Consider the following 22,948-nt stretch of genomic DNA (forward strand, 5'->3'; position numbering starts at 1 on the left):
AGGGGCTGATTGGATGGCAGATTCGGCAAATATTTCGCTGTCGGCGCTGCGGGACGGACAGCAGGCGCGGGTTGCGGCGCTGCACCTCAGCGGCGGCATGCGGCGGCGCGTGCAGGATTTAGGGTTAGTGCCGGGCACGCGCGTTACCTGTGTGCGGCGTGCGCTTTCGGGCGACCCAATCGCGTACCGGATACGCGGCGCGGTGGTTGCCCTGCGTAAATGCGATGCCGCTCAAATCGAGGTGCAGCCATGAGGCGCACCGTGGCGCTGGCAGGCAACCCGAACGTCGGCAAATCGACCGTGTTCAACGCCCTGACCGGCAGCCGTCAGCACACCGGCAACTGGAGCGGAAAAACAGTCGCGTGCGCCGAGGGCAGGCTGCGCGGCGGCGGACTGACGCTGACCGACCTGCCGGGTACTTATTCGCTGCGGGCGCACTCGGAGGAGGAGCGTGCCGCGCGGGAATTTCTGGTTTCGGGTCAGGCGTGCGCGGTGGTGCTCGTGGCGGACGCGGGCTGTCTGGAGCGCAGCCTCATCCTTGCTTTGCAGGTACTGGAGGTACAGAAAAACGCCATTCTGTGCCTGAATCTCATGGATGAAGCCGCAAAAAAGGGCATTGAGATTGATGCTGCCGCGCTCGAGCGGGAGCTTGGCATACCGGTGATACCGTGCGCCGCACGGCAGGGAAAGGGTCTGCCCGAGCTTGAAGCCGCGATACGCCGAGCGGCGGCAGGCGAAAATGAAACGCACCCGACCGCCATCCGCTATCCGGCGATGGACGAGGATTTGACGGAGGAACAGAGGGACGATATTGCAACCGCAGCGGCGGCACTCCGCGCGGAGGAGATCGCGCTGACGTGCGTCAGACAGCCGGAATGCGCCTGCGCGCGGGATGACCGAGCGGACGATGTGATCCTCAGCCGGAGGTTCGGCGTGCCGCTCATGCTTTTGCTGCTCGCAGGCGTGTTTTACATCACTCTATTCGGCGCAAACGTGCCGAGCGAGTGGCTGAGCACGCATCTTCTGGCACTCGGCACGCCGTTTGCGGGCGCGCTTGCGAAGCTGGGACTGCCGCCGTTTTTCGTCTCGATGCTGACCGACGGGCTGTGGCGCGTGCTGGCAACCGTGGTCTCGGTCATGCTGCCGCCGATGGCGATTTTCTTCCCACTGTTCACGCTGCTTGAGGACGCAGGCTACCTGCCGCGCGTGGCGTTTCAGCTTGACCACGCCTTCCAGTGCGCGAGAGCGAGCGGCAAGCAGAGCCTGACCATGTGCATGGGTTTCGGGTGCAACGCCTGCGGCGTAAGTGGCTGCCGCATCATCGACTCGCCGCGGGAGCGGCTGATTGCCATCCTCACCAACAGCTTTGCGCCGTGCAACGGACGGTTTCCGCTGCTCATTTTTCTGTGCTCAGTGTTTTTCGCGGGCAGCGCGGCAGGCGGCGCGCTGCTGCTGACCGGCGTCATCGCGGCAAGCGTGGGCTTGACGCTGCTCGTGTCGCGCATTCTCTCGGCAACGGTTTTGCGCGGAGAGGCGGTGTCGTTTGCGCTCGAGCTGCCGCCGTACCGCATGCCGCAGATTGGGCGCGTTATCGTGCGCAGCGTGCGCGACCGGACGCTGTTCGTCCTTGCGAGAGCCGCCGCTGTGGCGGCTCCGGCGGGCGTGCTCATCTGGCTGCTCGCCAATGTGCAGATCGGGAATACAGCTATCCTGTCGCACATCACGGCATTTTTAGACCCGGCAGCGCGGGTGTTCGGGATAGACGGCGTGATACTGCTTGCGTTCATCCTCGGCTTTCCGGCGAATGAGTTGGTCATGCCGCTCATCGTGATGGGCTACCTCTCGTCCGGCACGATCGCCTCCGGCGTGGACTTTGCCTCCTTCCGTGCGCTGCTGCTGGCAAACGGCTGGACGGTGCAGACCGCGCTCTGCACACTGGTGCTCACCGTGGCGCACGCGCCGTGCTCGACAACCTGCCTTACCATCCTGCAGGAGACGCGCAGCGCAAAGTGGACACTGGCGGCGGTGCTGATTCCTGCGGGAATCGGGCTTGCCCTTTGCATATTGATACACTGCATGCTTGCTTCGGCAGGCTGAAAAGCAGGAAAAAAGTGCGTTTTTTTTTTTTTTTTAGGGTAAAACGTGTGAAATGTTAAAAAATCTGCATTTTCAAAACAAAATAGCTTGCATAAACCTGTAAAGAATGTTATCATACTAATGGATTATTTTAGCGTTATCCCTGCCGGTTTTCTGCCTTGCAGACCTCGGCTTTTATGCATGCAGATGCATGCAGGAACACGATTTGTTTTATGCGGCCTGTGATCAATCAATCACGGTATCTATTGCTTGACCGGCAGGAGGTTTTAGCACGAATGAAAGAGAAAAGCACGATTCTGATCGTAGATGATTCCGAGCTGAATCGCACGATCTTAGCCGATATTCTTGGTGATGAATACAATTTTATCGAGGCGGAAAACGGCGCACGCGCGATCGAGCTGCTGCGGACGCACACCGATATCGACCTTATCCTGCTGGATATGGTCATGCCGGAGATGAACGGCTTTGACGTGCTGACCGCGATGAACAACAACCGCCAGATCGAGGATATCCCGGTGGTGATGATCTCAGCGGAGAACGGCATCGAGCACATCGAGCGCGCGTATGACCTCGGCGTTACCGACTATATCAGCCGCCCGTTCGACCGCTTGGTCGTGCGCCGCCGCGTGGTCAACGCGCTGATACTGGCTGCCAAGCAGAAGCGGCTGATGCGGCTTGCCGCCGAGCAGATTTACGAAAAAGAAAAGATCAGCGACCTGATGATCAATATCTTCAGCCATATTGTCGAGTTCCGCAACGGCGAGAGCGGCCCGCATGTGCTGCACATCCGCACCATTACCGAGGTGCTGCTGAGCCGTCTGGTGCAGAAGACCGACCGCTATTCGCTGACGCAGGAGGATATTCAGCTGATCTCGAGTGCGTCCGCGCTGCACGATATCGGCAAGGTCAGCATTCCGGATGAGATCATCAACAAGCCCGGCAAGCTGACAAAGGAAGAGTTTGAGATCATGAAGTCGCACACGACGGTCGGCGCGGATATCCTGCACGACCTGCCGTTCTCGAATGAGGAGCCGCTGCTCAAGACCGCGTATGAGATCGCGCGCTGGCACCATGAGCGATACGACGGCCGCGGCTATCCGGACGGCCTGACCGGCGAGGAGATCCCGATTGCGGCGCAGGTCGTTTCGGTTGCCGATGTGTACGACGCGCTGACAAGCGTGCGCTGCTACAAGTCCGCGTATGACCACGAGACCGCCCTGCGGATGATCGTAAACGGCGAGTGCGGCACGTTCAATCCGCTGCTGCTCGAGTGCCTGCTCGATGCGTCGCTGCAGATCAGGGAGCGTCTGCGCGAGGCGAACGAGGGATATATGCACAGCACGGTGCGCACGCAGCAGCTTTCGACCGAAATGATGCTCAAGCAGGCGACGCCGCAGGTCGGGCGCTCGATTCAGGCGCTCGAGACCGAGCGTATCAAGACCGACTTCTTTGCCAAGCAGTCCTACGGCATTCAGTTCGACTATGATGCGGCAACGCGCACCATCTCTGTGACGGACCACACGGATACGCTGCCGTTTGGCAGCCGTCTGTATGATGCGGCGGATACGGAAAAATTCACGATCTTCAGCAAGGATGACCTTCACCGCCTGGAAAACGCGCTGTATGTTACCACGCGGGATGCTCCGGATGTCAGCATGCCGATCACCCTGCGGTTTCCGGAGAACGGCTGGGAACACGAGTACATGCTCGCGGCCCGTGCGCTCTGGTCGAGTGACGCCAAGCCGCGGTATCTCGGCGCTGTCGGTCAGTTCCGCGAGATGCAGACCGATATCATGCTGCCGGAAATGGCGCTGCCGGATTCCGGCGCTGTCACCGGAAGGCAGCTTGCGGCTTCAATGGAGGGCATGAGCCGTATTTTTGATGTGGTGCGGCTGGTTGATCCGAAAAGGGGCGAAATCCTGCAGCTGAATGCGGACGGCACGTTCTCGGACCGCGTCCTGCCGTGCTCTCCGGTGTGGAATCACGGAAAAAGATGCAGCAGATGCATTTCCTGCCGCTGCATGGAGGACAAGACGCGCATGAGCAAGCTGGAGCTTACCGACGAGTGCGCGTATCAGCTGATTTCGCGCTATCTGGTCGTGGACGGACGCGAGTGCGTGCTCGAGCTGGGCAGCAGGCTCAGCGACAGCGTTTGGGTGACGAGCGGCGGGCGGCGGTTCCGGCTGGATGCCTCGCACGGAGAGGATTTTTATCTGGATCCGGTGACGGGCGCGTACGGGCGCCGCTACCTCGAGGACCAGCAGCCCGAGCTGGAAAAGGCGGAGGCACTGGCGGTGATCGACATTGACAACTTTAAGGAGATCAACGACGAATACGGCCACCTTGCGGGCGACGCGGTGCTGCGGCACGTTGCGAATGTCATTCTCGCGCGCGTCAACACAGCGGACACACTCGTCCGCTATGGCGGCGATGAATTTGTGCTGCTGCTGTCGCATATCCCGGCGGAGAAATTCCGTTCGACACTCGAGCACATTCGGGGAGCCGTGTACACAACTGAAATCCCGCAGTACGAGAATATCCACCCGACCGTCAGCATCGGCGGTGTGTATCAGGCGCATCCGCTGATCGAGGCCATCCGCCGGGCGGACAAGCTGATGTACTGGGCAAAGCAAAAGCGCAACGACGTACAGACCTGAGGAGGAGTACATACATGAATCTGGAAGAGTTTTACGCACAGATCGGCGGCGATTATGCGGACACGCTGCAGCGCCTGTGCAATGAGAACATGGTGAAAAAGTTCGTGAAGATGTATCAGGACGACCCGACCTGCGCCGACCTGCACAACGCGGCCCTGCAGCAGGACTGGGAGGCTGCCTTCCGCGGTGCGCATACCCTCAAGGGCGTAGCGCAGAACCTTGGCTTTGAGCGGCTGTATCAGGTCAGCGCTGTGCTGACCGAGGCCATGAGAGGCAATAAGCCGCTCGAGGACAGGAGCCTGCTCGACGCTGTGGAGCAGCAGGATGCCGCAATCCGCAGAGCGATTTCGGAGCTGGAGTAAAAGCAAAGGACGAACCGTTTGGTTCGTCCTTTTTTCTTGACTTTACCGGATAAAGTGGGTATCCTGAACTTAAGGTAATACCACATAATTGAACAAGAGCGATTTACGAGTAAATTTTGCGTACTGACAAGACGCGGTTTTGCGGTAATACTTGATGTATTACCGTGAAATCGCAACGAAGTCAGGACACAAAATTTCCGTAAAGCGCCGCAGCTTTAATTATGTGGTATTGCCTCAAGTAAAGGAGGAAAAACCCATGCAGGTATTGGAAAACGAACGCTTTCGCGTGGAAATTAACGAATTCGGTGCCGAGCTGACCCGCTTTACGAGCAAAAAGGACGGCACGGAGTACGTCTGGAAGGGCGATCCGGCGGCATGGAAACGCCATGCGCCCATTCTGTTCCCAATCGTGGGACGGCTTAAGGACAAGACCTACACCGTGGACGGCAGGCCGTATGAGATCACGCAGCACGGCTTCGGACGCGATCTGGCGTGGCAGGCACAGAAAATCAGCGGCACCTGTGCGGAATTCACGCTCACGCCGAGCGAGTACACGAAAAAGATGTATCCGTGGGATTTTATCTGCACCGTGCGCTATACTTTGGACGGAAATGCGCTGAAAAAGGAGCATATCGTCAAGAATACGAGCGATTCCGTGATGTATTACGAGATTGGCGGCCATGACGCCTATACGCTCTGCTGGGAGGACGGCGAGAAGATAACCGACTACTATGTGGAGTTTGAGGGCACGGACGCGCTCAGCCGCATTGCAACCGACGAGAACGTCATGCTGACCGCCGACCGCATTTCCGTTCCGCTGACCGACGGCAGACTGCCGATTTCCCGCGAGCTGTTTGCAAACGATGCAGTCATGACCGAGGGTCTGCCGTTCCGCACGGCAACCATTGCCAGCACGAAGAACCGCCGCCGCGTGACGATGGACTTCACCGACTTCGACTATTTCGCGGTGTGGAGCCCGTACAAGGATTTCGAGGTGCCGTTCGTCTGCCTCGAGCCGTGGAGCACCCTGCCGGACGGCAATCACCTTGACCATGCCATCGAGCACAAGCAGGGTATCCGCAAATTGCATCCGAACGAAAGCGAAACCCTGACGTTCACCACCATCATCGATGAATAAGTTATCCACCGTCTGTGGATAAAAAAGAGGACTGCGTTTGCAGTCCTCTTTGCTTTACTCTGCGCTCGAAAGCATGAGTTTGATTCGGTTTTCCTGGTTAATTTTCGACGCGCCCGGGTCGTAATCCACCGCGACGATATTCGCCTGCGGGTACACCTCGCGGATCTTTCGGATCATGCCCTTGCCTGCGATGTGGTTCGGCAGGCAGCCGAACGGCTGGGTGCAGACGATGTTGGTCACGCCTTCGCTGATCAGCTCGACCATTTCGGCGGGGAGCAGCCAGCCTTCGCCCATCTTGACACCCTGACCGATAATGGCGTGCGACTTTTTGCGCACCTCGTCAAACGGCATCGGCGGACGGAAATGACCGTCCTTTTTCATCATTTTGATGATATCGGCCTGCTTGCCGAGCACAAACTGGTACACCATCTTGTAGACGGCGGCGGTTTTGCCGTTGCGGCTGTACAGCTCGTGGTCGATGACCGAGTTGTAGATGCAGTACAGGCAGAAGTCCATCAGACCGGGCAGCACCGGCTCGCAGCCCTCGCTGAGCAGGAATTCTTCCAGACGGTTGTTGCCGAGCGGCGAGAACTTGACGTAGATCTCACCGACGATGCCGACCAGCTTTTTCTTCTGCGTTTTATCCAGCTTCAGCTTGCCGAACACGGTCAGCACGAACCGGAACAGGTGCTTTACCTCGCCGTAGCGCACCATGCGCTCACCGGTGAAGCGCTTGATGACCGCGTCCATGCAGATGTCGATCGCCTTGTCGGTCGAGCCGGGCACGATCTCGTAGGGACGGCACTGGTTGGCGACCATCATAATCAGATCACCAATCAGAAGTGCATACGCCACCTGCACGAGCATGGTCTTGGTCAGCTTGAAGCCGGGGTTGCTCTCCAGACCGGAAAAGTTCAGCGAAATGACCGGAATGAAGCCGTAGCCGTTCTTTTCCAGCGCCTTGCGGAGCAGGTGGATATAGTTGGAGGCACGGCAGCCGCCGCCTGTCTGCGGCAGGATGAGCGCGATTTTGTGAATGTCGTACCTGCCGGATTCGATCGCGTCCATCAGCTGACCGATGACCAGCAGGGCGGGGTAGCAGGTGTCGTTATGTACGTTGCGCAGACCCTGCTCCGCGATGTTCGGACCCTCGGTGTGCAGCAGCTCCATGTCATAGCCGTAGTTTTTCATCAGGCGGCAGATGAGTCCGAGCTGCACGGGCAGCATGTTCGGTACCAGTATCTTATAGGTTTTTCGCATTTCCTCCGTGAACTGCGGGTAGGAATATGCGGGCGTTGCCTCAGGCGTTTTGCTGTTCTGCAAGCTTGCGTCCCTCCTCTACGGCGGCCAGCATGCTGCGGATACGGATTTTTGCCGCGCCGAGGTTGCTGATCTCGTCGATTTTCAGCTGTGTGTAAATTTTGCCGCCGTTTTCGCAGATGGCGCGCATCTCATCGGTCGTGATGGCGTCAATGCCGCAGCCGAAGGATACCAACTGGATGAGCTGGGCGTTCTCCTTCTGGGTGACGTACTTCGCCGCGCCGTACATGCGCGAGTGGTACGTCCACTGGTTGAGCACATGTACCTCGGGTGCATCGGTCAGCTGCCAGACCGCGTCCTCGGACACGATGACCAGACCGAACGACGCGATCAGCTGGTCGATGCCGTGGTTGATCTCCGGGTCAACGTGGTACGGACGGCCTGCGATAACGGCAACGTCAAGGTCGTGCTCGTCCGCGTAGCGGATGGCGCGCTGACCCTCGATGCGAACGTCAATGTAGTATTCGTCCTGCGCCATGTATGCGTCCTCGACAGCGGCGATGACCTGCTTTTTCTTAAGCTGCGGGTACTTGCCGCAGAAATACTTAACGGCGTGCTTAGTGAAGTGCTTTTTGTCCGCGAGTTCAAAGTACGGCATCATAAAGTCGAAGTCCGCGAGTGCGGAGACGTTCGCCTTCAAAAGCTCCGGATAGTAGGCAACGACCGGACAGTTGTAATGGTTGGTCGCGCGTTCCTCGTCCAGGTTGTAGGTCATGCACGGATAGAAAATCGCGTCCACGCCCTTTTCAAGCAGGTTCTCAATGTGGCCGTGCATCAGCTTTGCCGGATAGCAAACCGTGTCGGACGGGATGGAATGCTGTCCCTGCATGTACATATCGCGGGTGGAAACGTCGCTGAGGACGGTCTCGAAGCCGAGTTTACGCAGGAATGCCGTCCAGAACGGCAGCAGCTCGAAGTTGTTGAGACCGAACGGCAGACCGATTTTTGCAATCGGGTTTGCAATGCCGGACGGCTCACCGTAGCTTTTCAGCTTTTCCAGCTTCCATTTATAAAGGTTGGGCAGGTCGGCCTTTTTCGTGCCGCCGAGCGGACGCTCGCAGCGGTTGCCCGAAATGAAGCGGCGGCCGCCGCCGAAGTCGTTAATCGTCAAATTGCAGTGGTTCTCGCACAGACCGCAGCGCGTGGAGCGCACGTTGTGCTCGAAGCCTGCGAGGATATCCGTGCCGATGAGCGTGGTGGTGTCCCTGCGGTTGTCCTTGGCGTGCAGTGCTGCGCCGTATGCGCCCATCAGACCCGAGATAGCCGGACGAGTCACGTCGCGGCCGATTTCCTGCTCGAACGAGCGCAGGATGGCGTCATTGAGGAACGTGCCGCCCTGCACAACGATGTGCTGACCGAGGTCGTCCGGCGAGTGGGCGCGGATAACCTTGTACAGCGCGTTCTTGACAACGGAAACCGACAGACCGGCGGAGATTGCATCAATGCCCGCGCCGTCCTTCTGCGCCTGCTTGACCGAGGAGTTCATGAACACCGTGCAGCGCGAGCCGAGGTCGATGGGGTGCTTGGCGAACAGACCCAGCTTGCAGAATTCCTCGATGGAGTAGCCCATCGAGCGGGCGAACGTCTCGATGAACGAGCCGCAGCCGGACGAGCACGCCTCGTTGAGCGAAATATTGTCGATGCATTTGTTGCGGATTTTGAAGCACTTGATGTCCTGACCGCCGATATCGATGATGAAATCAACATCCGGGCAGAAATGGCGCGCCGCGCGGAAGTGCGCGACCGTCTCGACCAGACCGAAATCCACGCCGAAGGCGTTCTGGATGAGCGCTTCGCCGTAGCCGGTGACCGCCGAGGACACGATATGTACGCGGTCGCCGCACAGCTCGTACAGCTTGGTGAGCTGCTCGCGGATAACATCCGCCGGATTGCCCTTGTTGGACTGGTAGTGGTGGAACAAAATCTGGTCGTCCTCACCGATGAGCACCAGCTTGGTGGTGGTGGAGCCGCAGTCGATGCCGAGATATGCATCGCCCTCGTACATGGTGACGTTCTGCGTCATGACATCGTGCATGGCGTGACGGTTCTTGAATTCCTCGTACTGCTGCTCGTCCTCGAACAGCGGCGGCAGGTAGTTGGCAACGACCGGAGCGTCTGCCGCCTTTTCGAGCGCCGCGAGCAGCAAATCGACCGTGTAGGTCTTCTGCGTGCCGCCTGCGTACTCCGCCGCGCCCGCCGCGATGGCATACGGCGCGAGAGCCGGGAAGTGCGCGTGCGCATCATCCAGCTTCAGCGTCTCCTGAAAGCGCTTCTGCAGGCCCTTGAAGAAGAACAGCGGACCGCCGAGGAACAGCACATCGCCCTTGACCTCACGGCCCTGCGCCAGACCGGCAATGGTCTGGTTGACGACCGCCTGGAAGATGGACGCGGCTACGTCCTCCTTGCGCGCGCCCTCGTTGAGCAGCGGCTGAATATCCGACTTGGCGAATACGCCGCAGCGGGACGCGATGGTGTAGATGCGCTCCGCGCCCTGTGCGAGTTCATCGAGCTCGGACGGCGTAACATCCAGCAGGACCGCCATCTGGTCGATGAAAGCGCCGGTGCCGCCCGCGCAGGAGCCGTTCATGCGCTCCTCCAGCTGACCGGTGAGAAATACGATCTTCGCGTCCTCGCCGCCCAGTTCGATAACAACATCGGCCTGCGGAACGTGCACGCCTACCGCCTTGCGGGTGGCGAACACCTCCTGTACAAAATCAATATCTGCGGCTTTCGCCACGCCTAAACCGGCCGAGCCGGTGATGGAACAGCGGAGGGGCGTGTCCGTGCCGATGAGCTCGCGCGCCGCGCGCACCAGCTCGACCGCCTTTTCACGCACCTTGGAAAAATGCCGTTCGTAGTGCTTGTGGATAATCTCTCCATCGCGGACAACGACGATCTTGACGGTCGTTGAGCCGATGTCGATTCCAACATTTACATTCATAATACCCTTGATCTCTCCCATAACAAAACAGAGCGCCGTTCAGGCAATAATAAGGTATCGCCCTGGCGCAAAGTGAATGCGGGTAAGTGCTGCCGTGCGTCAGCCTGAGAAGGCCATATGATGTGATAAATATGCAGGGCAAATTCTTACCTCTATTACTATAACGGTGCAAGCGGAAAATGTCAATGCGGCGATTTTCTCCTTGGATGCCGAAAATACCCCTTGACAAAGCCGGAATTTTTATATAAAATATACGGCGTAAGTGAATACATATCCTTATCGAGAGCGGTGGAGGGAACGGCCCTGTGAAACCCGGCAACCTGCGTTGTTTTGCAACGTAAGGTGCCAAATCCGGCGTAAGAATACGAAAGATGAGGGAGCAAAACGAACTTTTCGCTCCCGCTGAGGAGCGTTTTTTAATGCTCTGAAAATGAACTGGAGAAAGGAACTGATACTTAATGGCACATCATTTTTTCACCTCGGAATCGGTTACGGAAGGCCATCCCGATAAAATCTGCGACCAGATCTCGGACGCGATTCTTAACGAGATTTTAACGCAGGATCCGTATGCCCGCGTAGCCTGTGAGACCACCTGCACCACCGGTATGGTTCAGGTAATGGGCGAGATTTCCACTTCCTGCTATGTGGACATCCCGAAGGTTGTCCGTGACACGGTTCGTGAGATCGGCTACGACCGCGCGAAGTACGGCTTTGACTGCGACACCTGCGCTGTCCTGACCGCGATCGACGAGCAGTCCGCCGACATTGCACTCGGCGTTGACAACTCCCTTGAGAGCAAGGAGGGTGCCTCTGAGGCCGACCTCGCCATCGGCGCAGGCGACCAGGGCATGATGTTCGGCTATGCGTGCGATGAGACCAAGGAGCTGATGCCGATGCCGATCTCTCTGGCGCACAAGCTGGCAAAGCGTCTGACCGAGGTACGCAAGAACGGTATGTTCGACTATCTGCGTCCGGACGGCAAGAGCCAGGTTACCGTAGAGTACGACGAGGACAATCAGCCTGTCCGCGTGGATACGGTTGTCATTTCCACCCAGCACAGCCCGGAGGTGTCCCTCGCGCAGATTCGCAAGGACATGATCGAGCAGGTGGTAAAGAAGGTCATTCCGTCCCATCTGCTGGATGAGAATACCAAGTATTTCATCAACCCGACCGGCCGTTTCGTCATCGGCGGCCCGCACGGCGACTCCGGTCTGACCGGCCGTAAGATCATCGTGGACACCTACGGCGGCATCGGCCGTCACGGCGGCGGCGCGTTCTCCGGCAAGGACCCGACCAAGGTGGACCGCTCGGGCGCGTATGCGGCTCGCTGGGTTGCGAAGAACATTGTTGCGGCAGGTCTGGCAAAGCGCTGCGAGATTCAGCTGGCGTATGCCATCGGCGTTGCCGAGCCGGTTTCCATCATGGTAGAGACCTTCGGCACCGGCGTTGTTGGCGACGATGTGCTTGAGAAGGCCGTAGAGAAGGTGTTCGACCTGCGTCCGGCGGCGATCATCGAGCAGCTTGACCTGCGTAAGCCGATCTACAAGCAGCTGGCAGCCTACGGCCACATGGGCCGCGAGGAGCTTGGCGTCAAGTGGGAGAATACCGATAAGGTTGAGGCGCTGAAGGCAGCGGTAAACGGTTAATTTGCGCTGAAATTGCATAGAGAAAGGCTCCGGAGTATATCCGGAGCCTTTCAGTCTGTCAAAAAAGTCAGATTGGCGTATTGCGTTTCGTGCGACAGCACGCATAAAATAGAATTTGCGAAGCAAATTCATAAATTCCGGGAGCATGTATCTCGGAATTTATACAAGGGGAGAAAAAATGTGCGCGCAGGGCGCGGTTTTTCTTCAGTATTCGCTCGAAAGCGTGGTTTCGAGCGAGAGGCTGCTCGGAAAACGATAGTTTTTCGACAGCCTCAAAGGCTCTGGAGCATATCCGGAGCCTTTTTTGTATCTCAAAATTTCGCGGCAGGGATTGAGCCGATGCAGGGAAATTGGCTCACATATCTCGCGTGATCTGCTTGAATCGAATCAAAAACAGCGTTGTCGTCGTTGCTGCCGCCAGCAAATCCGCGACCGGCTCTGCGAGGAACACGGCGAACAGCTTATCCGCGAAAAAGTGCGGCAGGAGCAGAATAAACGGTATCAGCAGGAAAACCTTGCGCTCGAGCGCGAGAAAAAGCGAGATTCTCGCCTCGCCGAGCGCCACAAACGACTGCTGGAATCCGGTCTGGAACGCATTGGTAAATCCGAGCGCAAAGTATACGCGCAGCGCCCAGACGGTGCGTTCGACCAGCTCCTCATCCGAGGTAAACAGGTGCACGACCGTATGCGGGAACAGCTGCACAGCCGCCCAGATCGAAAACGCGAACACGAACGCCGCCGCGAGATTCAGCTGCACGACGCGCTTCATGCGGTCGGGCCGCTTCGCGCCGCAGGCGTAGCTGAGAATGGGCTGCGCGCCCTGCGCCAGACCGGTCAGCGGCAGCTGCACCATTTGCGCCACCGAGGTCAGGATGGTCATTGCGCCGACGGCTGCGTCGCCGCCGTACTTCTGCAGCGATACGTTGAAGGCGATGGTGAGCAGGCTTTCTGTTGACTGCATGACAAACGGGGATGCACCCAGACCGACCGCGGACGCCAAAAGCGGTCGGTCAATACGGAAATACGCGCGTTTTAAGCGCAGAACCGTCTGCTTTCCGGTCAGAAACCGCAGAACCCATGCCGCAGACACCGCCTGCGAGATAATTGTCGCTACAGCCGCGCCGCGCACGCCCATTTTCAGCACGAAGATGAACAGCGGGTCAAGCACGGTGTTGAGCACCGCACCGATGACAACGGTTTTCATCGCAACCGACGAGCGGCCCTGCGCGGTGATGAAGCCGTTGAGACCCAATGACGTCATCACGAAAACCGTGCCGAGAACGTAGAGGTTGAGGTACTGCATCGCGTAGGGCAGGGTGTCGGCAGATGCGCCGAACAGGCGGAGCAGCGGCGCCTGAAACAGCAGGAAAAGTGCTGTCAGCACGAGCGCAAGCGCCCAGAGTGCCGCCGTACACGTTCCGAGAATGCGTTCCGCGCGGTCGTGCTCCCTTGCGCCGAGCGCGATAGACGCCCGCGGTGCGCCGCCCATGCCGATCAGCGCCGCGAATGCGGAAATGAGCGTGATGACAGGGAAGGTGACACCCATGCCGGTCAGCGCCAGCTTGCCCTCGAGCGGGATGCGTCCGATGTAAATACGGTCCACGATGCTGTACAGCAGGTTGACCACCTGTGCCGTAATGGTCGGCAGCGCCAGCCGAAACAGCAGCGGCCCTACGGGTGCTGTGCCGAGGGCCGCTGTCTGCTGATTCTGTTGTTCACTCATGCCTTGCTGTCCTCACGGATGAGCACGCGGATGGCCTCCACGGCGGCCTTTACGCCGCGCTCGGTGGCGTCAGGCGGGATGGCGGGAGCATCGTCGTTGTCCGCGTTCCACAGCACGTTGAGTACCGCGCCGCACCGCACATGGAGCACCTGCGCGACGATCATGAGCGCGGCTGTCTCCATCTCGCTGGTGAGCGCGCCTGCCGCCTTCCATGCCTTCCACTTGGCGGTCAGCTCGTCCGCGATTGGCATCTGCGCGGGACGGATTTCGCCGTAAAAGCTGTCCTTGGACTGGATTACGCCCGTGTGATACGGGAAGCCGAGCGCCTGCGCCGCCTCATGCAGCGCGGAAACAACGGAAAAATCCGCGACTGCCGGGAACTCGATGGGGAGGTACTCGCGGCTCGTGCCCTCCTGACGGATGGCGCCGGTGGCAATGACGATATCGCCGCCCTTTACCTTGTCCACAATGCCGCCGGACGTGCCGACACGGATGAACGTGTCCGCGCCGCACTCGACCAGCTCCTCCATGGCGATGGCAGCCGACGGACCGCCGATGCCGGTCGAGCATACCGCAACCGGAACGCCGTCCAGAGAGCCTGTCCACAGCGTGTACTCGCGGTTGTGCGCGATCTGCTTCGGGTCGTCGAAATACTGCGCGATCTTCTCGCACCGCGCCGGATCGCCGGGCAGAATGACGTACCGCCCGATATCGCCCTTGGTGATCTGAATGTGCATCTGTCTGCCGTCTATCAACATACGATTTCACCCTCCCGTTCTACGGTTCTGATGTTTTTCTCCGCCTTGCTGCGCGGCAGCATGACCTCATGCCCGCAGCCGAGGCATTTCAGCTTGAAATCCATACCGATACGCAGCACCTGCCACTGCTTGCTGCCGCACGGGTGCTGTTTTTTCATGGTAAGAATGTCGTTTACCTGTATATCCATTGGAATCACTTCCTTTGTTGGGGGCAATACCGCTATGCGGTGTTACCTTTATTATCATAGTATAGTGTATATGTAAGACTGTTCAGATTCGCTCTAAAAGGCACACGCAGTGCGCGGCAATGCCTTGTTTGGAGCCGGTAAAGCCCAGTCCCTCCTCGGTGGTCGCCTTGACCGAAACCTGCTCGACCGCGCAGCCGATGGCGGCCGCTAAGTTTTCGCGCATCTGCAGAATGTGCGGCGCGAGCTTGGGCGCCTGCGCGAGCACGGTCGCATCCAAATTGCCGAGCTGCCAGCCGCTTTCGCGCACGAGCGCGGCAACGTGCCGCAGCAGCGCGATGCTGTCCGCGCCCTTGTAGCGCGGGTCGGTATCCGGAAAATGTTTGCCGATGTCACCGAGCGCGAGCGCGCCGAGCAGGGAATCCATGACGGCGTGCGTGAGCACATCCGCGTCCGAGTGACCGTCCAGACCAAGCTCAAACGGAATGTTCACGCCGCCGATGATGCACGGCCTGCCGGAGACCAGTCTGTGTACGTCGTAACCGTGTCCGATGCGCATGTTACTTGTCCTCCCTTGTGAGGAGCGCTTCCGCAACGAGAATGTCCTCCGGCGTGGTGATCTTAATGTTCTGGTAGCTGCCGTGGGTCGCCTTGACGATGGTGCCGAGCGACTCGACAGCCGCACAGTCGTCGGTGAAGCTGTAGCCGCGCTCGGCAGCCGAGGTCAGCGCACGGCGGAGCAGGTCCTTGCGGAATACCTGCGGGGTCTGCACCGCGGCAAGCGTGTCGCGGGCGACATCGGCGGCGATATTGCCGTTTTCGATGCGCTTGATGCTGTCCTTGACCGGAACGACCGGCGCGGCAGCACCGCACGCGGCGGCGGTGGTAACCGCCTCGGTAATAACGGCCTCGGAGACGAGCGGGCGGGCGCCGTCGTGTACGGCAACGAGCACGGCATTTTCCGGTGCGGCCGTGATGCCCGCGAGAACGGATTCCGTGCGGGTCTCGCCGCCGCGCGTCACCGTGCACAGCTTGTCAATGGAGAAGGCCTTCGCCAGCTCGGTATAGGGCATGATGTCCTGCTCACGGCAGACGAGCACGATATCGCGGATGGCGGCACATTTCTGGAAGGCGGAAAGCGTGCGTGCGAGGACGGGTACGCCGTCAATTTCGAGCAGCAGCTTGTTTTCGCCGCCCATGCGGCGGGAGGAGCCTGCCGCTACGATAACAGCGCATACGGCGGGGAGATCAGTTTTTTTTCTGCGTTTTCCCAGCATAATTGTTCGGTCCTTTCTATCAAAAGGCTTTGTGAGCCTTTTGGTTCGTTTGGATAAATCTTTGTACCGTTATTTTACACGATTTCGGCAAAATTTACAAGGGTTGTGAGAATTTATCGCAGGGCGGGGCACTCCGGAGCGGCTTCATCTGCAACGATTATCCCGCAGGGAAGCACAGTGTGCTCCCGAACAGCGTAAAATCGAACGGTTTGTGGGCGAACAAGGTTCGCCCCTACGGTTACGCGTGTGTATGCGGGTTACATGCGGCGACCATCAATCCAGCGAGAAACAGCCATCCGCCAAATCCCGACTTCCACAGGAGGACGCCGCCCGCAAGGAGGACGAGAACGGACACGCCCGCAATCCCGTTCAGCAGGCGTGTAAACCGCCCGTCCGCGAGGTGCCGGAGCGCCATGCCGCCATCGAGCGGGGGCACAGGCAGCAGGTTGAACAGCCCGAGCAGCGCACTCGCGCCGGCAAGCCGGTACGCGCCGAGCGGGTTCGCCAGTGCGGTGAGCGCAAAGCTGGCCGCCGGTCCGGCGAGGCAGATGGCGGCGCGCGAAAACGGCGACGGCGGCAGGCTGCACCGCAGGACAGCGCCGCAGGCGGTCAGGCACAGGGCGTGCACCGTGCCGCCGGACAGCCGAATGACGAAAAGATGTCCGCACTCATGTACAGCCGCCGCCAGCAGGAAAATGGGCAGCACGCCGCTCTCATCCGCGCACCAGAGCGCAGCCATGAGCACAAGAAAGCCGTCGCGGACCTGAATCCGGCTCACAGTGCGAGATAGTCGGCGGGATCGAGCGCTGCGCCGTTGTGCCACAGCTCGAGGTGCAGGTGCGGACCGGTGGCGTTGCCGGTCTGGCCGACCTTGGCGATCTGCTCGCCGCAGGTGACGGTATCACCGACTTTGGCGGAAATGCTGCTGCAGTGCGCGTATAAGGTTGCAAAACCGTCCGCGTGATCGACAATGACGTACAGACCGTAGCCGGATTCACCGGTCTCGCGCACCGTGCCGTCCGCGAAGGCGGTGATGGGCGTGCCCTCGTCTGCGGCAAGGTCAAGCCCGTAGTGAAAACCCGGCTGACCGGTGATGGGACTGAGCCTGCTGCCGAAAGAGGACGTCAGCGTGCCGGAAGTCGGCGTGGCGTGCTCGAACTCCATCGGATAGACGGTCTGGTCAACCGTGTCGGGGAACAGGGTCTGGTCGCGGTCTAAAATATCGTCCGCACCGCCGGAGGATTCCGCAGGAACGGTATCTGCGGGCATGGCAGAGCCGCCGAATACCGCAAGAACATGGTCAGCATTTGCCGCGCCGGACAGGGCGGAAGCCGCCTTTTCGCGCACGGTCTGCGCGAAGGGGATATCGGCGTACTTTATCACACCGGCAGCGAGAACCAGCGTTACGATGAATAACAGTCCTTTTCCGTGGCGTTTTTCGGTCATGGGGTACCTCCTTGAAATGTTGCACAGATTGAATGAACACCGCAGGGCGAGGGCACCCCGCCCTACGAATATCTTATGAATAGCGAAGAAGGTCTATGATGTTCTCAGCGTGAGAAAAAATTTTCAGGCTCTCCCTGCAAAAATGACGGCAGAATGGAAGTAATTTGCAGGAATCCTTGCGGGGCGGACAAGTGTTCTTGTGAGAAGATACAAAAAACGTAAAGTTACTCAAAAGATAATCAGTAGATTATCTGAAATTGTATTCTCAGCGCAAAAAAAGTGCGCCGAAATTCGGAAATGGTAGTATAATGTGAAGCATAATCCAAGACACCCGATAGGATATGCCGATTCGGGGGAAACAAAGGAGAAGATTTCACCATGAAGAAAACACTCAGTATGCTCCTTGCCGGCGCTATGCTGGCTACGGCGCTGACCGGCTGCGGCGGTTCCGCTTCGAGCAGCTCCGATTCGCAGAACAGCGGCTCCGACAGCACCGCTTCCGGTACTGCCTTCAAGATTGGCGGCACCGGCCCGCTGACCGGCGCGAATGCTATTTACGGCAATGCCTGCAAGAACGGCGCACAGATCGCGGTTGACGAGATCAACGCTGAGGGCGGCGATATTCAGTTTGAGCTGAACTATCAGGACGACGAGAGCGACGCAGAGAAGGCGGTAAACGCCTACAACACCCTGAAGGACTGGGGCATGCAGCTGTCCCTCGGCTCCGTAACCTCCAAGCCGTGCGAGGCTACCGCCGCTGAGAACTACAGCGACCGCATTTTCGCTCTGACCCCGTCCGCATCCTCCGTTGCAGTAACCGAGGGCAAGGACAACGTATTCCAGATGTGCTTTATGGACCCGAACCAGGGCACCGCATCCGCACAGTACATCGCAGAGCAGAAGCTCGGCACCAAGGTTGCGATCATCTGGAAGAACGATGACGTTTACTCCACCGGCATTCACGACAAGTTCGTAGAAGAGGCAAAGACCAAGGGCCTCGAGGTCGTTTCCGACAAGACCTTCACCGATGCTTCCGCGAACGACTTCTCCGTTCAGCTGAACGAAGCAAAGAGCAAGGGCGCTGACCTGGTATTCCTGCCGATATACTATCAGCCGGCATCCCTGATCCTGACCCAGGCAAACGCAATGGGCTACAAGCCGAAGTTCTTCGGCGTAGACGGCATGGACGGCATTCTGACCATGGAAGGCTTTGATCCCAAGCTGGCCGAGGGCGTTATGCTGCTGACCCCGTTCAACGCAGACGCAACCGATGAAAAGACCGCTTCCTTCGTTAAGAAGTACAAGGAGCAGTTCGGCGAGACCCCGAACCAGTTCGCAGCCGACGCTTACGACTGTGTTTACGCTTACAAGCAGGCACTCGAGAATGCAGGCGCTACGCCGGATATGTCCGCTGAGGACCTGTGCGACAAGATGATCGAGCAGTTCACCTCCATGACCTTTGACGGCCTGACCGGCGAGGGCATGACCTGGGATGAGACCGGTGCCGTATCCAAGTCCCCGAAGGGCATGGTTATCGAGAACGGCGCTTACGTTGGTATGTAAGACCCTCTAAGGGGGGCAGAGCCCCCCTTAGATACCAAAAAAGTTCCGTAGAAACTTTTTTGGATAACCCCCTCACCTTTGCACGGCAAAGGTGTCGCGCCGCGATGGCGCGGGCAGCGGTGTCCCGGACGGGCAAAGCTCGCCCGGGACATATTAAGAACGCAAGGGCGAGTGAAGGAGGTCTGGAAGCAGTCCTCCTTTACCGCTATTATAAAGAGGTATACCTGTACCGCAGGGCGGGGTGTCCTGCGGAGAAGGTATCATCCACCGAAAGTTATGGGGTGGGGCGGTGGCTTGACCATTGCCGAACCACTGCCCCATTTCATAAACAGGAGAAATAAAGATTTGAGGTGTTCCAAACCATGAGCTTTTTGAATCATTTGATCAGCGGCATCAGTCTGGGCAGCATCTACGCCATCATCGCACTCGGCTACACGATGGTTTACGGCATTGCAAAAATGCTGAACTTCGCGCACGGCGATGTTATCATGGTAGGCGGCTACATGTGCTTCTGCGCTACCACCTATCTCGGCTGGCCGGCGTGGATGGGCGTTGTGCTGGCTGTTATTGTCTGCACCGCGCTCGGTGTTGTTATTGAGAGACTTGCCTACAAGCCGCTGCGCATGGCGCCGTCGCTGGCGGTGCTGATCACGGCCATCGGCGTTTCGTACTTTCTGCAGAATGCGGCGCTGCTGATCTGGTCCTCCAACCCGAAGACCTTTACCTCGGTCGTTACCGGCGAGGCGCTCAGCCTGTTCGGCGGTCAGATGCAGATTTCCAAGGTGACGCTCGTTGCCATTGCGGCCTGCCTTGTCATCATGGTCGCTCTGATGCTGTTCACCGGCAAGAGCAAGGTCGGTACGGCGATGCGTGCGGTTTCTGAGGACAAGGGCGCGGCCCAGCTGATGGGCATCAACGTCAACACGACCATTTCCATCACCTTTGCGATCGGCTCGGGTCTGGCAGCCATCGCGGGCGTGCTGCTGTGCTCCGCGTACCCGACCCTGATGCCGACCACCGGCTCTCTGCCGGGCATCAAGGCATTCACCGCTGCCGTATTCGGCGGCATCGGCTCGATTCCGGGCGCGTTCATCGGCGGCATTCTGCTCGGCATCATCGAGATTTTTGCCAAGGCATACATTTCCACGCAGCTGTCGGACGCGATCGTGTTCGCAGTGCTCATCGTGGTGCTGCTGGTCAAGCCGGACGGCCTGCTCGGCAAGCACGTCAGCGAAAAGGTTTAAGGGGGCAGTCATATGAACAAGTTAAAATCCTATGCTGCGTCCAAGCGCGGACGTGACACGCTGCTGTGCTTCGGCATTGTCATCATTGCGTACATCATCGTGCAGGCAGCCATCGCGGGCGGCGGCATCTCCAGCCAGATCAAGGGTCTGCTCGTGCCGATCTGCTCGTATGTTGTCATGGCGATCTCGCTCAACCTGACCGTCGGCATCCTCGGTGAGCTGTCGCTCGGCCATGCAGGCTTTATGTCGGTCGGCGCGTTTGCGGGCATTGTCACCACCACCTGTCTGGCGGATGCGATCCCGCTTGCACCGCTGCGTCTGGCTGTCGCCATGGTCGTTGCCGGACTGTTTGCGGCGATTGCGGGTGTCATCGTCGGCGTGCCGGTGCTGCGCCTCAAGGGCGACTACCTCGCCATCGTAACCCTCGCCTTCGGTGAGATCATCAAAAACATTGTAAACGTTATGTATCTCGGTCTGGATGATGCCGGTCTGCATTTCAGCCTGGTCAACCAGAATTTCCAGCTGGGCGACGGCGGCAAGATGATCATTAACGGCCCGATCGGCGTATCCGGCGTCACCAAGCTCTCCACCTTCACCTCGGGCGTTGTGCTCATCCTCGTTACGCTGTTCTTCGTGCTGAACTTTGTAAACAGCCGCACGGGACGTGCTGTCATGGCGGTCCGCGACAACAAGATCGCCGCTGACTCCATCGGCATCTCCACCTCGCACTACAAGCTGCTCGCGTTCGTGGTCTCTGCGGCGTTCGCAGGCATGGCGGGCACGCTGTACGCGATGAACTTCTCCACAGTAACCGCTGCCAAGTTTGACTTCAACACCTCCATTCTGGTGCTCGTATTCGTCGTTCTCGGCGGTCTGGGCAACATCTGGGGTTCTATCATCGCCGCAGCGCTGCTGACGCTGCTGCCCGAGCTGCTGCGCGGCCTGAGCAACTACCGTATGCTCATCTACGCAATCCTGCTGATTGCAATGATGCTGTTCAACAACTCCTCCTTCAAGGTTCGCCTGCTGGAGAAGCGCGCAATGCGTCAGATGGAAAAGGCCGAAAAGGCTGGCGGCAAGAAGGAGGGTGCGTAAGCCATGGCAATGCTGGAAGTTACTTCGCTCGGCATTTCGTTCGGCGGTCTGCGTGCCGTTGACGAGCTGAGCATGAAAATCGAAAAGGGCGGTCTGGTCGGCCTCATCGGCCCGAACGGCGCAGGCAAGACCACCGCGTTCAATATGCTGACCGGCGTGTACCGTCCGACTGACGGCGGCATCCGTCTGGACGGACAGAACCTCATCGGCAAAAAGCCGCATGAAATCTGCAAACTGGGCGTTGCCCGTACGTTCCAGAACATCCGCCTGTTCTCGCAGCTGAGCGTGCTGGATAACGTAAAGACCGGTCTGCACAATCAGATCACCTACTCGTTCGCAGAGAGCATGTTCCACCTCGGCTCCTACCGCAAAAAGGAGAAGCAGATGGACGAAAAGGCGCTCGAGCTGCTGCGCGTGTTCGACCTGGACGGCGTAGCCGACTACAAGGCAGCCAACCTGCCGTACGGCAAGCAGCGCAAGCTCGAGATCGCGCGTGCGCTGGCTACCAACCCCAAGCTGCTGCTGCTCGACGAGCCTGCCGCGGGCATGAACCCGAACGAGACCGAGGAGCTGATGGAGACGATCGAAATCGTCCGCAAGAGGTTCGGCGTAACCGTTCTGCTCATCGAGCATGACATGAAGCTGGTCTCCGGCATCTGCGAGTACCTGTATGTGCTCAACTTCGGCCGTCTGCTCGCTGAGGGCACGCCCAAGGAAGTGCTGAGCAATCCGGAAGTCGTTAAGGCGTATCTGGGCGAATAAGAAAGGAGGAAACAAGTATGGCAATGTTGGAAGTAAAGGACATCAACGTGTATTACGGCCTGATTCATGCACTGCGCGACGTTTCCTTCGAGGTAAACGAGGGCGAGGTCGTAGCGCTCATCGGCGCGAACGGCGCCGGCAAGACCACCACGCTGCACACGGTCACGGGTCTGCTGCCGTCGAAGGGCGGCACGGTGACGTTTGAGGGCAAGGATATTACGCACAAGCCGGGTCATGCCATCGTAAAGCTGGGCATGAGCCACGTTCCGGAGGGCCGCCGCGTGTTCGCGGGTCTGACGGTTGCGGAGAACCTGCGTATGGGCGCGTATACCCGCCCGAAGAATGAGATCCCGGAGTCGCTGAAAATGGTCTACGAGCGTTTTCCGCGTCTGGAGGAGCGTAAAAATCAGGCAGCCGGTACGCTGTCCGGCGGCGAGCAGCAGATGCTCGCAATGGGCCGTGCGCTGATGAGCAAGCCGCGCATCCTGCTGCTCGATGAGCCGTCTATGGGTCTGTCGCCGCTGTTCGTAGGCGAAATCTTCAAGATCATCGAGGAAGTGTCCAAGGCAGGCACCACCGTCCTGCTGGTAGAGCAGAACGCAAAGAAGGCGCTGTCCATCGCGGACAGAGGCTACGTCCTTGAGACCGGCAAAATTGTCAAGACCGGCAAGGCGTCCGATCTGCTGAATGATGACTCTATTAAGAAGGCTTATCTGGGAGAATAAAGGTAATCC

General features: G+C 58.8%; 20 protein-coding genes and 1 riboswitch. Of the genes, 12 read left to right on the forward strand and 8 right to left on the reverse strand.

Translation table 11 applies throughout. The features are described from left to right. The first annotated feature begins 13 nt into the window (after positions 1 to 13). The 5 genes from PGY33_RS08045 (at position 14) to PGY33_RS08065 (ending at position 6,254) form a co-directional block, all read left to right on the forward strand. Positions 14 to 253, forward strand: coding sequence for a FeoA family protein (locus PGY33_RS08045; RefSeq protein ID WP_110435094.1), 240 nt, complete (start codon positions 14 to 16; stop codon positions 251 to 253). Next, positions 250 to 2,097: a ferrous iron transport protein B gene (gene feoB, locus PGY33_RS08050; protein ID WP_270478121.1), complete on the forward strand. Its 1,848-nt coding sequence runs from the start codon at positions 250 to 252 to the stop codon at positions 2,095 to 2,097. Before PGY33_RS08045 ends, feoB begins: the two co-directional genes overlap by 4 nt. Positions 2,098 to 2,372: 275 nt before the next feature. Next, a complete protein-coding gene (locus tag PGY33_RS08055; protein ID WP_270478123.1) occupies positions 2,373 to 4,754 on the forward strand; it encodes a diguanylate cyclase in 2,382 nt (793 codons plus the stop codon). 14 nt (positions 4,755 to 4,768) lie between these two features. After that, on the forward strand, positions 4,769 to 5,116 hold the full coding sequence (locus PGY33_RS08060) for an Hpt domain-containing protein (RefSeq protein ID WP_118478452.1): 348 nt from the start codon (positions 4,769 to 4,771) through the stop codon (positions 5,114 to 5,116). Positions 5,117 to 5,372: 256 nt separating this feature from the next. Next, entirely contained in the window at positions 5,373 to 6,254 is an 882-nt protein-coding gene (locus PGY33_RS08065) for an aldose 1-epimerase family protein (RefSeq protein ID WP_270478125.1), read from the forward strand. A 54-nt stretch (positions 6,255 to 6,308) separates the two neighbouring features. Here the strand turns inward: PGY33_RS08065 and PGY33_RS08070 are convergent, their stop codons facing one another. Beyond that, positions 6,309 to 7,577, reverse strand: coding sequence for a 2-hydroxyglutaryl-CoA dehydratase (locus PGY33_RS08070; RefSeq protein WP_330673808.1), 1,269 nt, complete (start codon positions 7,575 to 7,577; stop codon positions 6,309 to 6,311). Continuing rightward, a complete protein-coding gene (locus PGY33_RS08075; protein ID WP_270478127.1) occupies positions 7,555 to 10,536 on the reverse strand; it encodes an acyl-CoA dehydratase activase in 2,982 nt (993 codons plus the stop codon). Before PGY33_RS08075 ends, PGY33_RS08070 begins: the two co-directional genes overlap by 23 nt. A gap of 252 nt (positions 10,537 to 10,788) precedes the next feature. Then, positions 10,789 to 10,893, forward strand: a riboswitch (SAM riboswitch). A gap of 80 nt (positions 10,894 to 10,973) precedes the next feature. Here PGY33_RS08075 and metK point away from each other — a divergent pair. After that, positions 10,974 to 12,161, forward strand: a complete 1,188-nt coding sequence (gene metK / locus PGY33_RS08080) for a methionine adenosyltransferase (RefSeq protein ID WP_118360809.1) — start codon at positions 10,974 to 10,976, stop codon at positions 12,159 to 12,161. 355 nt (positions 12,162 to 12,516) lie between these two features. Here the strand turns inward: metK and PGY33_RS08085 are convergent, their stop codons facing one another. From PGY33_RS08085 to ispD, 5 genes are all read right to left on the reverse strand, one after another. Continuing rightward, complete coding sequence (locus tag PGY33_RS08085; protein ID WP_270478131.1) at positions 12,517 to 13,884, reverse strand: MATE family efflux transporter; 1,368 nt, start codon at positions 13,882 to 13,884, stop codon at positions 12,517 to 12,519. Next, entirely contained in the window at positions 13,881 to 14,642 is a 762-nt protein-coding gene (gene udp, locus PGY33_RS08090) for a uridine phosphorylase (RefSeq protein WP_110435086.1), read from the reverse strand. The genes PGY33_RS08085 and udp overlap by 4 nt, the downstream gene beginning before the upstream one ends. Beyond that, a complete protein-coding gene (locus PGY33_RS08095; RefSeq protein ID WP_117488760.1) occupies positions 14,636 to 14,830 on the reverse strand; it encodes a DUF951 domain-containing protein in 195 nt (64 codons plus the stop codon). The genes udp and PGY33_RS08095 overlap by 7 nt, the downstream gene beginning before the upstream one ends. Before the next feature lie 82 nt (positions 14,831 to 14,912). Next, positions 14,913 to 15,386: a 2-C-methyl-D-erythritol 2,4-cyclodiphosphate synthase gene (gene ispF / locus PGY33_RS08100; protein ID WP_117751979.1), complete on the reverse strand. Its 474-nt coding sequence runs from the start codon at positions 15,384 to 15,386 to the stop codon at positions 14,913 to 14,915. Between the two features lies 1 nt (position 15,387). Further along, positions 15,388 to 16,104 carry a 2-C-methyl-D-erythritol 4-phosphate cytidylyltransferase gene (ispD, locus tag PGY33_RS08105; RefSeq protein ID WP_118360805.1) on the reverse strand — a complete coding sequence of 239 codons (717 nt, stop codon included), beginning with the start codon at positions 16,102 to 16,104 and terminating at the stop codon, positions 15,388 to 15,390. Between the two features lie 250 nt (positions 16,105 to 16,354). On the opposite strand from ispD, the gene PGY33_RS08110 reads away from it, so the two are divergent. Then, on the forward strand, positions 16,355 to 16,894 hold the full coding sequence (locus PGY33_RS08110; RefSeq protein ID WP_270478134.1) for a hypothetical protein: 540 nt from the start codon (positions 16,355 to 16,357) through the stop codon (positions 16,892 to 16,894). Here PGY33_RS08110 and PGY33_RS08115 read toward each other — a convergent pair. Continuing rightward, positions 16,879 to 17,550, reverse strand: a complete 672-nt coding sequence (locus tag PGY33_RS08115; RefSeq protein WP_118668120.1) for a M23 family metallopeptidase — start codon at positions 17,548 to 17,550, stop codon at positions 16,879 to 16,881. The two genes, PGY33_RS08110 and PGY33_RS08115, sit on opposite strands and share 16 nt — an antisense overlap. Before the next feature lie 378 nt (positions 17,551 to 17,928). Between PGY33_RS08115 and PGY33_RS08120 the strand changes: the two genes are divergently transcribed. From PGY33_RS08120 to PGY33_RS08140, 5 genes are all read left to right on the forward strand, one after another. Further along, a complete protein-coding gene (locus tag PGY33_RS08120) occupies positions 17,929 to 19,113 on the forward strand; it encodes an ABC transporter substrate-binding protein (RefSeq protein WP_270478135.1) in 1,185 nt (394 codons plus the stop codon). Positions 19,114 to 19,475: 362 nt separating this feature from the next. Further along, on the forward strand, positions 19,476 to 20,357 hold the full coding sequence (locus PGY33_RS08125; protein ID WP_116704605.1) for a branched-chain amino acid ABC transporter permease: 882 nt from the start codon (positions 19,476 to 19,478) through the stop codon (positions 20,355 to 20,357). Positions 20,358 to 20,369: 12 nt separating this feature from the next. Then, a complete protein-coding gene (locus PGY33_RS08130; protein WP_270478138.1) occupies positions 20,370 to 21,452 on the forward strand; it encodes a branched-chain amino acid ABC transporter permease in 1,083 nt (360 codons plus the stop codon). A gap of 3 nt (positions 21,453 to 21,455) precedes the next feature. Then, positions 21,456 to 22,214 carry an ABC transporter ATP-binding protein gene (locus tag PGY33_RS08135; protein WP_117751972.1) on the forward strand — a complete coding sequence of 253 codons (759 nt, stop codon included), beginning with the start codon at positions 21,456 to 21,458 and terminating at the stop codon, positions 22,212 to 22,214. A gap of 17 nt (positions 22,215 to 22,231) precedes the next feature. Beyond that, positions 22,232 to 22,939: an ABC transporter ATP-binding protein gene (locus PGY33_RS08140; protein ID WP_118285663.1), complete on the forward strand. Its 708-nt coding sequence runs from the start codon at positions 22,232 to 22,234 to the stop codon at positions 22,937 to 22,939. Positions 22,940 to 22,948: the final 9 nt, after the last annotated feature.

This window comes from Butyricicoccus sp. AF18-9LB (genome assembly GCF_027684505.1).
Taxonomy (GTDB): domain Bacteria; phylum Bacillota; class Clostridia; order Oscillospirales; family Butyricicoccaceae; genus Agathobaculum; species Agathobaculum butyriciproducens.

Coding starts and splice junctions, on each gene's coding strand:
- PGY33_RS08110 (WP_270478134.1), top strand. CDS start 16,355: ATGCGGGTTACATGCGGCGACCATCAATCCAGCGAGAAACAGCCATCC.
- PGY33_RS08055 (WP_270478123.1), top strand. CDS start 2,373: ATGAAAGAGAAAAGCACGATTCTGATCGTAGATGATTCCGAGCTGAAT.
- feoB (WP_270478121.1), top strand. CDS start 250: ATGAGGCGCACCGTGGCGCTGGCAGGCAACCCGAACGTCGGCAAATCG.
- PGY33_RS08135 (WP_117751972.1), top strand. CDS start 21,456: ATGGCAATGCTGGAAGTTACTTCGCTCGGCATTTCGTTCGGCGGTCTG.
- metK (WP_118360809.1), top strand. CDS start 10,974: ATGGCACATCATTTTTTCACCTCGGAATCGGTTACGGAAGGCCATCCC.
- PGY33_RS08075 (WP_270478127.1), bottom strand. CDS start 10,536: ATGGGAGAGATCAAGGGTATTATGAATGTAAATGTTGGAATCGACATC.
- ispF (WP_117751979.1), bottom strand. CDS start 15,386: ATGCGCATCGGACACGGTTACGACGTACACAGACTGGTCTCCGGCAGG.
- PGY33_RS08085 (WP_270478131.1), bottom strand. CDS start 13,884: ATGAGTGAACAACAGAATCAGCAGACAGCGGCCCTCGGCACAGCACCC.
- PGY33_RS08060 (WP_118478452.1), top strand. CDS start 4,769: ATGAATCTGGAAGAGTTTTACGCACAGATCGGCGGCGATTATGCGGAC.
- PGY33_RS08095 (WP_117488760.1), bottom strand. CDS start 14,830: ATGGATATACAGGTAAACGACATTCTTACCATGAAAAAACAGCACCCG.
- PGY33_RS08130 (WP_270478138.1), top strand. CDS start 20,370: ATGAACAAGTTAAAATCCTATGCTGCGTCCAAGCGCGGACGTGACACG.
- PGY33_RS08115 (WP_118668120.1), bottom strand. CDS start 17,550: ATGACCGAAAAACGCCACGGAAAAGGACTGTTATTCATCGTAACGCTG.
- PGY33_RS08125 (WP_116704605.1), top strand. CDS start 19,476: ATGAGCTTTTTGAATCATTTGATCAGCGGCATCAGTCTGGGCAGCATC.
- udp (WP_110435086.1), bottom strand. CDS start 14,642: ATGTTGATAGACGGCAGACAGATGCACATTCAGATCACCAAGGGCGAT.
- PGY33_RS08120 (WP_270478135.1), top strand. CDS start 17,929: ATGAAGAAAACACTCAGTATGCTCCTTGCCGGCGCTATGCTGGCTACG.
- ispD (WP_118360805.1), bottom strand. CDS start 16,104: ATGCTGGGAAAACGCAGAAAAAAAACTGATCTCCCCGCCGTATGCGCT.
- PGY33_RS08140 (WP_118285663.1), top strand. CDS start 22,232: ATGGCAATGTTGGAAGTAAAGGACATCAACGTGTATTACGGCCTGATT.
- PGY33_RS08045 (WP_110435094.1), top strand. CDS start 14: ATGGCAGATTCGGCAAATATTTCGCTGTCGGCGCTGCGGGACGGACAG.
- PGY33_RS08065 (WP_270478125.1), top strand. CDS start 5,373: ATGCAGGTATTGGAAAACGAACGCTTTCGCGTGGAAATTAACGAATTC.